The 14,172-nt window shown below is 68.8% G+C and carries 11 protein-coding genes; 4 read left to right on the top strand and 7 right to left on the bottom strand.

The genetic code is table 11. The annotated features are described in order from the left end of the window. Window positions 1-23: 23 nt before the first annotated feature. The 6 genes from SGR02S_RS16365 to SGR02S_RS16340 all read right to left on the bottom strand — a co-directional run bounded on the left by SGR02S_RS16365 (window position 24) and on the right by SGR02S_RS16340 (window position 8,732). Window positions 24-1,220, bottom strand: coding sequence for a glycoside hydrolase family 130 protein (locus SGR02S_RS16365; protein WP_420854251.1), 1,197 nt, complete (start codon window positions 1,218-1,220; stop codon window positions 24-26). Between the two features lie 91 nt (window positions 1,221-1,311). Further along, a complete protein-coding gene (locus SGR02S_RS16360; RefSeq protein WP_082797200.1) occupies window positions 1,312-3,639 on the bottom strand; it encodes a glycosyltransferase family 4 protein in 2,328 nt (775 codons plus the stop codon). Between the two features lie 203 nt (window positions 3,640-3,842). Continuing rightward, a complete protein-coding gene (locus SGR02S_RS16355; protein ID WP_067112320.1) occupies window positions 3,843-5,048 on the bottom strand; it encodes an NnrS family protein in 1,206 nt (401 codons plus the stop codon). Continuing rightward, window positions 5,045-7,294, bottom strand: coding sequence for a nitric-oxide reductase large subunit (locus SGR02S_RS16350; RefSeq protein ID WP_067112318.1), 2,250 nt, complete (start codon window positions 7,292-7,294; stop codon window positions 5,045-5,047). Before SGR02S_RS16350 ends, SGR02S_RS16355 begins: the two co-directional genes overlap by 4 nt. 32 nt (window positions 7,295-7,326) lie before the next feature. Next, entirely contained in the window at window positions 7,327-7,680 is a 354-nt protein-coding gene (locus SGR02S_RS16345; RefSeq protein ID WP_067112315.1) for a cupin domain-containing protein, read from the bottom strand. 350 nt (window positions 7,681-8,030) lie between these two features. Then, a complete protein-coding gene (locus SGR02S_RS16340; RefSeq protein ID WP_237233572.1) occupies window positions 8,031-8,732 on the bottom strand; it encodes a Crp/Fnr family transcriptional regulator in 702 nt (233 codons plus the stop codon). Between the two features lie 191 nt (window positions 8,733-8,923). Here SGR02S_RS16340 and SGR02S_RS16335 point away from each other — a divergent pair, with 191 nt between their 5' ends. Together SGR02S_RS16335 and SGR02S_RS16330 are read left to right on the top strand one after the other, a co-directional pair. Further along, window positions 8,924-9,370: a cupin domain-containing protein gene (locus tag SGR02S_RS16335; RefSeq protein WP_067112310.1), complete on the top strand. Its 447-nt coding sequence runs from the start codon at window positions 8,924-8,926 to the stop codon at window positions 9,368-9,370. Beyond that, complete coding sequence (locus SGR02S_RS16330) at window positions 9,367-9,852, top strand: hypothetical protein (protein ID WP_311880154.1); 486 nt, start codon at window positions 9,367-9,369, stop codon at window positions 9,850-9,852. The genes SGR02S_RS16335 and SGR02S_RS16330 overlap by 4 nt, the downstream gene beginning before the upstream one ends. Window positions 9,853-9,859: 7 nt before the next feature. Here the strand turns inward: SGR02S_RS16330 and SGR02S_RS16325 are convergent, their stop codons facing one another. Further along, window positions 9,860-11,461, bottom strand: a complete 1,602-nt coding sequence (locus SGR02S_RS16325; RefSeq protein ID WP_067112307.1) for a phosphoenolpyruvate carboxykinase — start codon at window positions 11,459-11,461, stop codon at window positions 9,860-9,862. A 250-nt stretch (window positions 11,462-11,711) separates the two neighbouring features. On the opposite strand from SGR02S_RS16325, the gene SGR02S_RS16320 reads away from it, so the two are divergent. Both SGR02S_RS16320 and SGR02S_RS16315 read left to right on the top strand, forming a co-directional pair. Next, window positions 11,712-12,422, top strand: a complete 711-nt coding sequence (locus SGR02S_RS16320; RefSeq protein ID WP_067112304.1) for a response regulator transcription factor — start codon at window positions 11,712-11,714, stop codon at window positions 12,420-12,422. Window positions 12,423-12,426: 4 nt separating this feature from the next. Continuing rightward, window positions 12,427-14,040: a sensor histidine kinase gene (locus tag SGR02S_RS16315; RefSeq protein ID WP_067112302.1), complete on the top strand. Its 1,614-nt coding sequence runs from the start codon at window positions 12,427-12,429 to the stop codon at window positions 14,038-14,040. Window positions 14,041-14,172: the final 132 nt, after the last annotated feature.

The raw sequence follows: 14,172 nt of genomic DNA, 5'->3' as shown, positions 1-14,172 counted from the left end.
ATCCCATTCGATGGCATCAGAGTCTAAAGCAGCAGGTCGAGCAGATCGTCGAGCGAGGCGGTGGCGAAGCCGATGGCGCTGTCCGAGATCCCGTAGGGGATGAACAGTTCGTCGCCGACGCGCATCGCGCCGCAGGTGTAGACGACGTTCGGGACATAGCCTTCACGGTCGCTTTCCGCCGCGGTCAGGATCGGACAGGCGGTACGGCCGATCACGCGCGACGGATCGTCGCGGTCGAGCAGCGCGGCGCCCAGGCTGTATTTGCGCATCGCGCCGACGCCGTGGGTCAGCAGGAGCCACCCTTCGTCGCATTCGATCGGGCTGCCGCAATTGCCCATCTGGACGAATTCCCACGGGAATTCGGGGCTGAGCAGCAGTTCGCCCTCGTCGTCCCAGTGCGTCAGGCTGTCGGACGACAGCAGGGTGACATTCTTGCCGTCCTGCCGCCCGACCATCAGGTAGCGGCCGCCGATCTTGCGCGGGAAGAGCGCCATGCCCTTGTTGCGCGCAGCGCGGCCGGTGAAGGGTTCGAGGCAGAAGCTCGCGAAATCGGTCGTGCGCAGCATTTCCGACCGGATCGCCCGACCCGAATAGGCGGTATAGGTGCCGATATATTCGCGCCGGCCGTCGTCGTGGGTGAAGGAAACGAGGCGCAGATCCTCCAGCCCGTTCCGCTGCGCCTCGGTCACGGGAAACAGCACGCTGTTCGATATGGCGCTGTCGGGCTGACGGTGCACGGTCACCGCCTCGTCCGCCTCCATCCGGTGACGGTCGTCGACCACCGCGGCCATCGCCGGCCCCGATTGCGGCCACAGCCGGAAATCGCCGCCCGGCCCGATCATGCCCTCGCGAAAGGCAATCGAGCTGATATGCCCCTCGCCCACCGCGCGCAGCGACATCAGGAAGCGCTGCTGGCCGCCGCTCAGCCCGCTCTGGTCGGGATGGGGCACGACGCTGGGGTTCATCAGCGCCGCGGCGGCATAGCTGTATTCGTGGCAGAAATAGGCGCCGATCAGCCGCTGCTTGACCGGCGACACCGACGCCCGGGCCAGCCGCACGTCCTCCGCGATCTCGGCAAAACGCTGGTCGAAGATGCGCCCGATCTGCCAGTGGCGTTCCGAAAAATCCTGCCAGACGATATCCAGCTCGGCCTCCGCCTGATCGTCGTCGAGCGTCAATATGTCGCTGACGAGCTGCGCGGCGCGCGAGGGTTCGGACACGCTTGCCTGCCAGGCGAGGTGAAAGGGCCGAAGCACGACCCGCGAAGGGTCCGCGTTCAGCTTTTCATCGAGGATATGTAGCGGCGATTGATCAGGTCTGCATATCAGCATGCGCGAAGCCGGCGTCCTTCCTGGCACCCCCCGGCCAGACTAGGGCGTCCATCGCATGGTAGGCAAGGTGAAAAGCCAGCGTCGATTCGGCCCCGGCATTCGTGTTGACGCCGCGCGGGGTCATTCCGTCGCAGCAGCGGCCCGTCTCGATGCTCGCCAGCGCTTCGCCGCGGTCGTTGGCGCCGAAGAACCAGCGCCACGCGGCGTCGGCATGGCGGCGCCAGCGCGCGTCGCGGCTGATCGCCAGCGCCGCGCCGCAGGCTTCGATCGACGCCCAGGCTTCGAGCGGCTGCTGATCGAAGGGCAGCGCCTGGTAGAGGCGGCCGAAGCCGTCGGAGCCGACCGGGCGGAAATGGCCGGCGGTCGCCGTCTGCCGGTCGCAGAGCCACGCCAGCGTGGCCAGCCCCGCCTGCTGCCACGCCGCGACGCCGAGCGTGCGCCCGGCGCGCAGCAGCGCCTCGCACAGGCGGGCGTTGTCATAGGTCAGCGTCGGTTCGAACCAGTTCCATCCCTCGGTGCCCCAGCGGGACCGCAATTGCTCGAGGAAGGCGGCGCCGCACCCCAGTATCTCCCCCGCCAACGCATCGGAGGGGAAGCGCGCGAGCAGTTCGTCGGCGCCGAGCATCGCGAAAGCGACCGCGCGCGGGCTTTCGACGCTGGCCGCACTCTGCGCGGCGCGGTCGAACCATTCGCGCGCCCAGCGCGCAAGGTCGTTCGAGGGCGAATGCGCGGCGCAATGGCCGAGCGCCCAGATCGCGCGGCCGTTGCTGTCCGCCGACCCGCGATCCTCCAGCCAGCGCCGGTCGTATCCCATGAAGTTGCGGAAGGCCCGCAGCTCCGGGTTCCAGCCATGCTGGATGAAGGAGGCGAAGCGGAAGGCCCGCGCCTCATAGGCCTGCACCGTGTCGAAGCGCACGCGGTCGGCGAGCATCAGCGCGCGCGCATTGTCGTCGATGCAATAGCCGTGATCGCGGTCGGCGACCGGGCCGCGGCCGTGCTGGAGGATGCCGACGTCGTCGCACATCGACCACACGCCCGACAGCGACGGGGCCGTCCGCGGCGTCGAAAGCAGGCGCGGCGGCGCGGCGATCACCTGGTCGAGCAGCGCGGCGCTCTGGCGGACGATCTGCGGCCAGGCGGTGCGGCGGCCGCGCTCATAGGCCCGCATCTGGAGCGCGTGCCGCTCTTCGGGCGAGGCGAGCAGCGCGAGGACGGCGTCGGCGATCGCGCGACTGTCGCCCTGCGCGACGAGCACGCCGACGTCGTTCGCCAGCAGTTCGCGCGCGTGGATGAAGGGCGTCGACACCACCGCGCGGCCCAGCGCCACCGCATAGGAAAGCGTCCCCGACGTGACCTGCGCAAGATTGGGATAGGGGGCGAGATAGATGTCGCAAAGCTCGATCTGGTCGAGCAGGTCCTCGGCATCGAGGAAGCGGTTGTCCCAGGCGATATGGTCGCCGACGCCCAGCGTCGCGGCGAGATGTTCGAGGCTTTCGCGATAGGCCTCGCCCTCGGCGGCGATCAGGTTGGGATGGGTCGCGCCGACGATGCGATAGAGGATGTCGGGGTGCCGTTCGGCGATGGCCGGCAGCGCGCGGATCGCGGTTTCGAGCCCCTTGCCCGGCCCAAGCAGCCCGAAGGTCGAAAGGATCGGGCGATCGCCGATGCCGAGCCGCTCGCGCAGCGGCGACCGCGCGGCGAAGGGGCGCACCGGCGTGCCATGTTCGATCAGCGCGACCTTGCCGGGCGGCGCGCCATAGACGTCGATCAGCGTCTGGCGGCCGTGCTCGCTCATCACCATCAGCCGCGAGCCCCTTGCGACGAGCGCGTCCATCACCCGGCGCTGATCGGCATCGGGCGCGGCGAGCACCGTATGCAGCGTGACGACGAGGGGCGCCGCGAGCCGCTCGACCAGTTCGAGCACCATCGCGCCCGCCCGGCCGCCGAAAATGCCGAATTCATGCTGCAGCCAGACGGCGTCGGCGCCGCTGCGGTTGATGGCGGCGGCGGCGGCGGCATAGGATTCGGGGTCGTCGGCGTCGATCGCCGCCACGACGTCGGCATCGTCCGGCTGTTCGGGATCGGCGCGCATCGCATAGACGTCGATGCCGATTTCGGGATGTTCGCGCCGCAGATGATCGTGAACGTCGGCGGTATAGGTCGCGATCCCGCAACGCCGCGGCCGGAAACAGCCGATCAGCGCGATGCGGCGGGTGCGGGGATGCGTCCACGAGGCAGGCGTTTCGGCGATGGCGTGATCGTCGTCGAGCAAGCGAGCGAAGAAGCTGTCCTCGGCATCATATTTCATGGCAGGCCTTCCGTCCGTTCCCCCGATTGAAACCGTCTCTCCCCGCAAGCAACAATGGGCCGCCGTCCTTCCGCATTCGTCGGACGGCGGTCCCGTCATGGCAACGCCCGGCCGGTCGACAGGTTGCGCGCCGCCAGCCGCGGACGCGCCCGATCGTCCGATTTCCTGATCCAGGTTATGAAAGGGCGGCGCGGACCGTCGGATCAGCGCCGGGCGGCCGGGGGCGGGCGCACCGCCATCGGCACATAGGCGAGGACGAACAGCAGGAAGGCCGCGCTCCACAACCCGCCCGCGATGCGGATCGCGAGCATGTAATCGATCGGCAGCAACGGCGCCGCCACGCGCAGCAGCGCCCCCAGATGAACGAGAATATAGATGCCGACGGTGAGCCGGTCGGCCTCCAGCGGCCGGCCGGTGTGGCCGCGCGTCGCGCGCGTCATCACCGCCAGCGTCATCGCCGCCATCGCGCCGGCGCCGAGCGCGTGGATCGCGCTGGATACCGGGATGAACGGGTGGATGATCGCGCAGCCGAGCAGCACCAGCCCGAGCGGCAGCCACGCGTAGGACAGGTGGAGGACGAAGACCAGCGCGTCGTCCCGCGCCTTCAGGCCGGCCCAGCGGGTGAGCCGGGCGGCCTGAAGGGCTCCTGCGACCAGCAGAAGGGCTGCGGAAACGATGCTGTCGGGTCGGGTGGTCCACAGCGCGAGCGCAAGCGCCGTTGCCCCGATCACCGCCGTGTCGAAGCGATTGGCCATTGTCGGCAACCGATCGGTCCGGCCCTGCCGCATCAGCCAGTTGCGGGTAAAGGCCGGGGTGATCCGGCCGCCGATGATCGAGATCAGCAGCAGGATCAGCGCGAAGCCGGTCCGCATCCCCAGCGCCGGATCGGCGAGCATCCCCATCGCCCCGGCATGGTCGAGCGCGGAGGCGGCAGTGAACAGGAGCAGGATGAGCAGGATCGGCTTGTTGCGGTTGCCCGACGCGACGATCTCGCGCGTCGCATAGGCGAGCAGAACGGCCAGGAAGCCGACGTCGAGCGCGACGCCGACCAGCGGCGGCACCGTCGCGGAAAAGAGGATCGCGAGCCGCGCCGCGAGCCACAGGCCGACGACCGCGGCGACGCGCCATCCGGTCACCGTCGGCCTCCCGGTCCAGTTGGGGATGGCGGCGCTGAGGAAACCGGCGATGATCGCGCTCAGATAGCCGAACAGCATTTCATGCTGATGCCAGGCGAGCGGTTCCATCGCGGTGGGCAAGACCCAGCGGCCGCCCAGCGCGCCGACCCACAGGGTGACGACGACGACCGCCCACAGTGCGCCCGCCCCGAAGAACAGGCGGTAGGCGCCGCGCAGCCAGAGCGGCGAGCCGGCGCCGCTCCGCGCTCCGCCGGTGGCCGCCGCGATCGTCATGCCCGCGCGCCCCGGCGCGCCAGACCGAGGATCACGACCTGCCACGCGACGGCGATCGCGCCGACGATGAACACCACGTCGCCGAAGGTGCGGATCCAGCGCAGCGTTTCGAGGAAGCCCTGCTGCAGGAATTCATCGCTGCGCGCATACCACATGCCGGTGGTCACGCTCGCCTCGAACTGGAACAGGCCGACCGGAAGCAGGCTGGTGAAGATCATCAGCACCAGCCCTGCGTTGAGCCCCCAGAAACCGACGCGCATCAGCCGCTCGTTGAACGCGATTTCCGGCCGGATGTAGCGCAGCACCAGCAGCGTGAAGCCGAGGGCGAGGAAGCCGTAGACCCCGAACAGCGCCGCATGGGCGTGAACCGCGGTGGTGTTGAGCCCCTGGAGATAGAAGAGCGCGACCGGCGTGTTGATCATGAAGCCGAACACCCCGGCGCCGAGCATGTTCCAGAAGGCGACCGCGACGAAGCACATCAGCGGCCAGCGCAGCGCGCGCATCCACGGCGCGCGGTCGCGCAGGCTCCAATGCTCCCACGCCTCGTAACCGAGCACGATCAGCGGCACGACCTCGAGCGCGCTGAACGCCGCGCCGACCGCCATGACGGGAGTCGTCGTTCCCGAGAAATAGAGGTGGTGGAAGGTGCCCGGCACGCCGCCGACCATGAACAGCGAGGCGGAGGCGAGGCTGGCGGCGGTCGCGATCCGTTTCGACACCAGTCCCATCGACGCGAAGATGAAAGCGATGGCGGCGGTGGCGAACACCTCGAAAATGCCCTCCACCCACAGGTGGACGACCCACCAGCGCCAATATTCCATGATCGTGATGTGGGTACGCTCGCCATAGAAGAGGCCGGTCCCATAGAAGAGGCCGATCGCGATCGTCGAAACGGTGAGCAGCGCGAGCAGGCTCTTGTCGCCTTCGTGGCGGCGCAGCGCCGGCAGCATGCAGCGCAGCATCAGCACCAGCCAGAAGAGCAGGCCCGCGAACAGCGCGAGTTGCCAGACGCGGCCGAGGTCGAGGAATTCATAGCCCTGATGCCCGAGCCAGAAACCGAGCCCGTCGGGCATCGTCTGGGCGATCGACAGGTAATTGCCGACGAACGACCCGACGACGACGAGGATCAGCGCCCAGAACAGCAGGTCGACCCCCAGCTTCTGATATTTGGGATCGCTGCCGTGGATGACCGGCGCGAGGAACAGCCCGGCGGCGAGGAAGGCCGTCGCGATCCACAGCACCGCGCTTTGCACGTGCCAGGTCCGGGTCAGCGCATAGGGGAACCACTGCGACACATCCACGCCGTAGAAGCTCTGCCCCTCGATCGTGTAGTGCGCGGTGAAGCCGCCGATGAACACCTGGAAGATGAACAGCGCCAGCACCACGAATAGATATTTGCCGAGCGCGCGCTGCGACGGGGTAAGCGCCGCGAGCGTCAGCGGGTCTTTGTCCGCGGCGACGAGCGGCGTGTCGTCGTGGCGGCGCAGGAAGGCCCAGCCCCAGATCAGCGCGCCCACGCCCGCGATCAGGATCACGACGCAGGCGAGCGACCAGAGGATATTCTCCGGCGTCGGCTGGTTGCCGATCAGCGGTTCGGGCGGCCAGTTGTTGGTATAGGTGGCGACCGTCCCCGGCCGCTCGGTCGATGCGGCCCAGGCGGTCCAGAAGAAGAAGTCGGTCAGCGCCGCGCGCTTCGCCGCGTCGGGCAGCGTCGCTTCCTTCATCGCGTAATTGTCGCGCATCTCGCGCAGCGCCGGGTCGTTTCCGTACAGCCGGTCATAATGGTCGGCGGTCTGGTCGATCGCGCGGGCGCGCAGGTCCGACACGGTGACGACGCCCGTCGCCGGATCGAGCGTGTTGCGGCGATATTCCTCCTTCAGCCGATGGGTCAGCGCCGCCTTCTGCGCGATGTCGAGCGCGTCGAACGCCTTGCCATAGCTTTCCTGCGCCGCGAGGCTCAGCCACGCGGTCAGTTCGCGGTGCAACCAGTCGGCCGACCAGTCGGGCGCCTGATAGGCGCCATGCCCCCAGATCGAGCCGAGCTGCATTCCGCCGGTGCTCTGCCACGCGGCCTGCCCCGCCATGATGTCGTCGCGGGTCATCAGCACCTCGCCCGAGGCGGTCGTCACCCGTTCGGGAATCGGCGGTGCCTTGCGATAGACCTCTACCCCGGAGATCCCCAGGATCGCGAACGTCACCGTCAGGACCGCGATCAACGTCCACCAAAGCTTGCGATATTCGCCCACGAGAGCCCCCGTCTATATGAAAAGCATGTGCGTCAGGCGGCCCCGTCGGGCGCCTGGGGTTTGTCGGATTCGTCGAACAGGATCGTCAGCAGCAGCGAGCTGTCCGCCACCGCCTCGACCGCGTGCCGCGCGCCGGGTTCGAGGAACAGCCAGTCGCCGGTACGCAGTTCGGCCGGCGAGCCGCCCTCGAAGCGCACATGCCCCGCGATGCAGTAAAGCGTCATCGACCCGGCGACCTGATGCGGGGCGATCGACTCGCCGGCCCGCACGACCAGATGGACCGCCTCGAACGATGCATTCCTGGCGAGCGCCGCGGTCCGTGTCGCCGGATCGTCGAGCGTGCCCAGGCGCGCCACTTCGCCCGATCGGCAATGATGGAGCGCCATGTCAGGCCTCCCCCGCGGACGGCGAATCGCCGCGCCGCGCAAGGCAGAGGCCGCGTCCGACGCCCCGCAGCGCCGCGACGCACCAGCGCCGCACCGCTCCTGCCCCGCGCGCGCCTTCGCGTGCGCCGCGCCGGGCATCGAGCGGCCCGGGGCCGGTTACTTCACCACATTCGGGACAGAGCATCGCCCATCCTCCATCCGCGCGACCCGGACCGCCGGACGCGCATTCGACTATGAGAGACGATAGCAGAGTTCGGGGCAATGGGTTTGCGCTGGATCAAACTGTCCGGCGGTTTGCGGGATCGAGCCGGAACGGGCGCCGGAGCGCGGCGTCGTCTGGACGGGACGCCTTAATCCTCGTCGCCCTCGGCCAAGCGGCGGATCGCTTCGAGGTCGTGGATGGTCAGGCGCTGGCCGCGGCTTTCCAGAAGCCCCGCCTTTTCCCAGGCCGCGACGGTCCGGCTGGCGGTATGCAGCGTGGTCCCCGCGAATTCGGCAAGGTCCTTGCGGCGCAGCGGTATCTCGATCGTCGTGCCGCGCGACCCGTCGCGCCCCGACTGGGCGGCGAGCCGCAGGACGGCCTGGGCGATGCGCTGTTCGGCGCGCCAGGTGGTCAGTTCGCGGACGCGTTCCTGAAGCTGCGCCATGCGTTCGCCGAGCGCCCGGATCAGGTTGATCGCGATCGCCGGATAGCGGGTCATCAGATCGAGGAGTTGCGGTTCGGACCATGTCAGCACCGTCGATGGCTCGACGGCGACGGCATCGGCGGGGAAGCGGTGATCGGTGAACAGCGGCACCGTGCCGAACATCTCGCCGGGCGCGATGAAGCGGACGATCGCCTGTCCGCCGTCGGCGCCGCCCTGCACGATGCGGACGCTGCCCGACGCCAGCGCATAGGCGCGCGACACCGGGTCGCCCTGCCGGAAGATGACCGCGTCCTTCTCCACCCGCGCCGTGCGCATCGCGGCGCGGACCGGCTCGAGCGCCTCGGCCGGCAGCGAGGCGAACAGCTCGAGCGCGCCGATCCGGTCGAGCGACACTGCGGGCTCCATGTCCATCCCCTGCCTTACTCTCTCACGCATCACGTCACCGCAGCGGCCGGCCCGATGCGCCCGCGATTTGCGCTGGCACAAAGCCGACGCCGCCGACACCGCTTATATGCAATCCATTCGCAACAGCAATCATATGCTCTGCGCCGACGCATGGCGCCGGCCGATCGTTCGACACCGGAAAGGATCCGCCAATGCTCCGCCGCCTTCCGCTTCTCGCCGCCGCCGCGTCGCTCGCGATACCGGGGTCCGCGTCGGCGCAATCGACGCGACTCGATCTCGACCGATTGACCTATGCCGTCGTTCACGGCGCCGCGCAGCAGGCGGTGCTCGCGACCGACGCCGACGGCCGGCCGCTCAGCTTCCTGCTGCGGATCGACAAGGGGAAGCTCCTGCCGCCGCACGGCGCGACGGGTCCGGTGCGCCTGCTGACGGTGCTGTCGGGCACGCTGTCCTGGGGCGACGGGGCCAGTCTCGACAAGGCAGCCGAGCGCCGCTTCGGCCCGGGCAGCGTGATCGTCATCCCCGCGGAGGGCGGCGAGCATTGGGCCGCGGCCCGCGACGGCGACGTGCTGCTTCAGGTCGTGCTGGTGCGGGACGGGGCGCTGTCGCCCGCGGCGGCGGCGCAGGTGGCGCGATGACCGGCATCGACGATCTCGCGCTCGCCCGCGCGCTCCATGTCCTGGGCGTCGTCGTCTGGATCGGCGGCGTGTCGATGGCGACCACCGTCGCGCTGCCCGCGGTGCGGCGCGGCACGTTCGGCGAAGACCGCGTCGCGGCGTTCCACGCCTTCGAGGGCCGCTTCGTATGGCAGGCGCGCGCGGCGGTGCTGCTGGTCGGGCTCACCGGCTTCTACATGATCGAGCGCCTCGACCTGTGGGACCGCTTCGCCGAGGCCCGCTTCTGGTGGATGCACGCGATGGTGATCGTCTGGTCGCTGTTCGCGCTGCTGCTGTTCGTCGGCGAACCGTTCGTGCTGCACCGCTATTTCCCGGCATGGGCGCGGCGCGACCCGCAGCGCGCCTTCACCGCGCTGCACCGCGTGCACGTGGTGCTGCTGGTGCTCGCGATGGCGACGATCCTGGGGGCCGTGGCGGGAAGCCACGGATGGCTTCCCTTCTGATCCGGCGTCAGGCGGCGACGGCGGCCTGCGGGGCGGCCCGGCGGACGCCTTCGTCGACATGGTCCGCGAACTGCGCGAAATTGTCGATGAACTGCTGGACCAGCAACTGCGCCGTGCGGTCATAGGCAGCCTTGTCGGCCCAGGCTTCGCGCGGGTCGAGGATCGCGCTGTCGACGCCCGCCACCGCGACCGGATAGTCGAAACCGAAGTTCGGGTCCCGGCGGAATTCGGCGTCGTTCAGGCTGCCGTCGAGCGCGGCGTTGAGCAGAGCGCGCGTCGCCTTGATCGGCATGCGCTTGATGCCGTCCATCGTCGCCATGCCGCCGGTCCAGCCGGTGTTGACGAGCCAGCATCTGACGCCGCCCTTCGCGATGCGGTCCTTGAGCAGATTGCCGTAGACGCTCGGGTGGCGCGGCATGAAGGGCGCGCCGAAGCAGGTCGAGAAGGTCGCCTCGGGCTCGGTCACGCCGATCTCCGTGCCGGCGACCTTGGCGGTGTAGCCCGACAGGAAATGATACATCGCCTGGTCGGGGGTCAGCCGCGCGATCGGCGGCAGCACGCCGAAGGCATCGGCGGTGAGGAAGATCACCGTCTTCGGCACCGGCCCCATGTTCGCGTCCGACGCGTTCGGGATGAAGTCGATCGGATAGGCGCCGCGGGTGTTTTCCGCGAGGCTGTTGTCGTCAAGGTCGAGCGCGCGCGTTTCGGGGTCGATCACGACATTTTCGAGCACGGTGCCGAAGCGCCGCGTCGTCGCATAGATTTCGGGTTCGGCCTCTTCGGACAGGCGGATCATCTTGGCATAGCAGCCGCCCTCGAAATTGAAGACCGCGGTGTCGGACCAGCCATGCTCGTCATCGCCGATCAGCGTGCGCGACGCATCGGCCGACAGCGTCGTCTTGCCGGTACCCGACAGGCCGAAGAAGACCGCGGTGTCGCCGTCGGGGCCGATGTTCGCCGAACAGTGCATCGGCATCACGCCCTGCGCGGGGAGCAGATAGTTGAGGATGCCGAACACCGACTTCTTCATCTCGCCAGCGTAGGCGGTGCCGCCGATCAGTACGAGCTTCTCCGCGAAATTGACCGCGACCACCGTCTCGCTCCGCGTCCCGTGCTTCGCCGGGTCGGCGCGGAAGCTGGGCAGGTCGATGACGGTATAGTCGGTCTGGAACGCCGCCAGCTCGTCGGCGGTCGGGCGGCAAAGCAAGGTGCGGATGAACTGGCTGTGCCACGCATATTCGGTGAGCACCTGCACGCCGACGCGATATTCGGGCTGCGAGCCGCCGAACAGCTGCTGGCGATAGAGGCGGTCGGACGCGGCGAGATGCGCGAGGAAATCGGCCTTCAGCGCCGCGAAATGATCGGGCGTCATCGCGACGTTGGTCTTGCCCCACCAGATGGTGTCGCGGGTTTCGTCGTCCTGGACGATGAACTTGTCCTTGGCGCTGCGCCCGGTGTGCTTGCCGGTGGCGACGACGAGCGGGCCGTCCTTGGCCAGCAGGCCTTCGCCATGGCGGACGGCATCCTCGACGAGCCGGGCCGTGCCCCAATTGTCGGCGACGTCCGCTTTCGTTTCGACGGTCGCATCGCCGATCGCAATCCTGGTCATCTGTCTTCGCCTTTCCCTGGCGCTGCGGCCCGCTTGCTTCGCGATGCGCGGCCTGCCGAGCAGAAGGGCTGGCCCGCATGCGTCATGGGTGCCGACGTGACGCCGATTCCGTAGATATCCAGTCGCGTTAGCGAGGATGACGGGGCAGGTCAAAAGATTAAAGGGTGAATCGCGGCCGGGCCGTGCGCGGTTGTCGATGGCCGCCGGATCGGCTAGTTCGCCTGCGGGGCGCCCAGCCATTGGAAAGAGCATGACGGCAACCATCGCGCTGGTCGACGACGACCGCAACATCCTGCAATCCCTTTCGATCGCGCTCCAGGCCGAAGGCTTTGCGACACGCGTCTATTCGGACGGCGAGGCGGCGCTGAAGCCGCTGATCGACAATCCTCCCGACCTCGCCGTCTTCGACGTCAAGATGCCGCGCATGGACGGGCTCGAACTGCTGCGCCGGCTGCGCGAGAAAAGCCAGCTTCCGGTCATCTTCCTGACCAGCAAGGACGACGAGATCGACGAGGCGCTCGGTCTGGCGATGGGCGCCGACGATTATATCGCCAAGCCCTTTTCGCAGCGGCTGGTGATCGCGCGCATCCGCGCGATCCTGCGCCGCGTCGAACTGAACCGGAGCAGCGCCGGCGCCGACGACGAGCCGGTCGCCGAACCCATTTCGCGCGGGCGGCTGACGATGGACCCGGCGCGTCACAAGGTGAGCTGGGACGGGCGCGACGTGACGCTGACCGTCACCGAATTCCTGATCCTGGAAACGCTCGCCAGCCGCCCCGGGATCGTCCGCAGCCGCAACCAGCTGATGGACGCGGCCTATCAGGACGACGTCTATATCGACGACCGCACGATCGACAGCCACATCAAGCGCCTGCGCCGCAAGTTCCGCGAGGTCGATTCCGAATTCGACGCGATCGAAACCCTCTATGGCGCGGGTTACCGCTTCTCCGACGATGCTTAGGGCGATGCGCAGGTCGGAGGAGGCATCCGCCGCCGAGCAGGAGGAGGCCCCGCTCGTCTGGTCGGCGCGCTGGTCGCTGACGACGCGCATTCTGGCGGTCAACATCCTGGCGGTCGCGCTGCTCGCCGGCGGCTTCTTCTATCTCGACACCTATCGCACCCGGCTGGTCGACACGCGCATCGCGGTGATGGAGGACCAGCTCGCGATGCTCGACAGCGCGCTCGAGGCGGCGCGCCCCGACCAGCGCCAGCGACTGATCGGCGAATTCACCCGTGCGACCGAATCGCGGCTGCGCTTCTACGATGCCGCGGGGCGCAAGGTCGACGACAGCTTCGCGCATGCCCCGCCGACCTATACGCTGCGCGACCCCGAACTGCAGCCGTGGAAACGCGACGCCGCGCGCGCGATGGACCGCGGCATCGACTGGATCGTCGGCGCGCCGACCTATCCCGATTTCGAGGAGCCGCTGGACGATCGCGCCGCTGCGTGGCCCGAGGTGGTGGAAGCGCTGCGCAGCGGGGTGGAAGCGACGCGGTTCCGCTATGCGCCCGAACGCACGCCGCTGCTCAGCGCGACGCGCGTCGTCGACCTCGAAACGCCCGAGGTGATGCTGATGACGCTCAACGCGCGCGACATCACGCGCACCGTGCGCGCCGAACGCTTTCGCCTCGCGGTGGTGATGGCGATGGTGCTGGTCGCATCGGTGCTGCTGTCGCTGTTCCTGGCGCGCACGATCGTCCGCCCGCTGCGCAGGCTGGCGCGCGCGGCGGTGCGCGTCCGCCTCGGCCGCGCGCGCGAGGTCGTCGTCCCGCGCCTGCCGAGCCGCCGCGACGAGATCGGCACCCTTGCCCGCGCGCTGAGCGACATGACGCAGGCGCTGCGCGAACGCATCGACGCGGGCGAGCATTTCGCCGCCGACGTGACGCACGAACTCAAGAATCCGATCGCCTCGGTCCGCTCGGCGATCGAGGGGCTGGGCCGCGTCCGGACCGACGAACAGCGCGCGCAGCTGCTCGCCATCGCCGACGAGGATGTGCGCCGACTCGACCGGCTCGTCACCGACATCAGCGACGCGAGCCGCATCGACGCGCAGCTTTCGCGCACCCATTTCGAGCCGATCGACATCGGGCTGATGATCGAATCGATGCTCGCGGGCCGCGCCGCGCGCGCCGAGCAGGGGGCGGACGGACAGAAGGCGAACGGGCCGCGCATCGCCTTCGCGCGCCCACGCCGCGGCACGACGATGGTGATGGGCGACGGACACCGGATCGAACGCGCGATCGACAATGTCATCGACAATGCGATCAGCTTCTCGCCGCCGGACGGCCTCGTCTGCATCGCCGCGACGCGGCTGGGCGACGAGGTGCATGTGCGCGTCGACGACGACGGTCCCGGCATCGATCCGGCGCAGCGCGAGGCGATCTTCCGCCGCTTCCACAGCGAGCGCCCCGACGGCGAGGCCTTCGGTCGCCACAGCGGGCTGGGTCTCGCCATCGCGCGCACGATCATCGAGGGTCACAGCGGCACCATCGCCGCGCGCGACCGCGAGGACGGCCGGCGGGGCGCGAGCCTGCTGATCACCCTGCCGGCCGGCGACGGAAACGAAACGGTCGCCTGAGTCCGGCGGCATTCACCCAATCTTCCCTCCCGCAAGCGGGAGGGGCAGCGAGGCCTGCGAACTTGTTCGTTATAATCTGTGGGGATTCGGGTTTCGGCACGGTTTTTCCCTTCCGTCACGCTGAACTTGTCT

The organism is Sphingopyxis granuli NBRC 100800 (genome assembly GCF_001591045.1).
Classification (GTDB): Bacteria; Pseudomonadota; Alphaproteobacteria; order Sphingomonadales; family Sphingomonadaceae; genus Sphingopyxis; species Sphingopyxis granuli.
The sequence above is the reverse complement of the archived record's forward strand: the minus strand, read 5'-3'. Positions and strand labels throughout refer to the sequence as shown.

Bases quoted from the DNA above. Each gene is read 5' to 3' on its own strand.
- SGR02S_RS16340 (WP_237233572.1), bottom strand. From the start codon at position 8,732: ATGGAGCCCGCAGTGTCGCTCGACCGGATCGGCGCGCTCGAGCTGTTC.
- SGR02S_RS16325 (WP_067112307.1), bottom strand. From the start codon at position 11,461: ATGACCAGGATTGCGATCGGCGATGCGACCGTCGAAACGAAAGCGGAC.
- SGR02S_RS16355 (WP_067112320.1), bottom strand. From the start codon at position 5,048: ATGACGATCGCGGCGGCCACCGGCGGAGCGCGGAGCGGCGCCGGCTCG.
- SGR02S_RS16320 (WP_067112304.1), top strand. From the start codon at position 11,712: ATGACGGCAACCATCGCGCTGGTCGACGACGACCGCAACATCCTGCAA.
- SGR02S_RS16335 (WP_067112310.1), top strand. From the start codon at position 8,924: ATGCTCCGCCGCCTTCCGCTTCTCGCCGCCGCCGCGTCGCTCGCGATA.
- SGR02S_RS16360 (WP_082797200.1), bottom strand. From the start codon at position 3,639: ATGAAATATGATGCCGAGGACAGCTTCTTCGCTCGCTTGCTCGACGAC.
- SGR02S_RS16315 (WP_067112302.1), top strand. From the start codon at position 12,427: ATGCGCAGGTCGGAGGAGGCATCCGCCGCCGAGCAGGAGGAGGCCCCG.
- SGR02S_RS16330 (WP_311880154.1), top strand. From the start codon at position 9,367: ATGACCGGCATCGACGATCTCGCGCTCGCCCGCGCGCTCCATGTCCTG.
- SGR02S_RS16345 (WP_067112315.1), bottom strand. From the start codon at position 7,680: ATGGCGCTCCATCATTGCCGATCGGGCGAAGTGGCGCGCCTGGGCACG.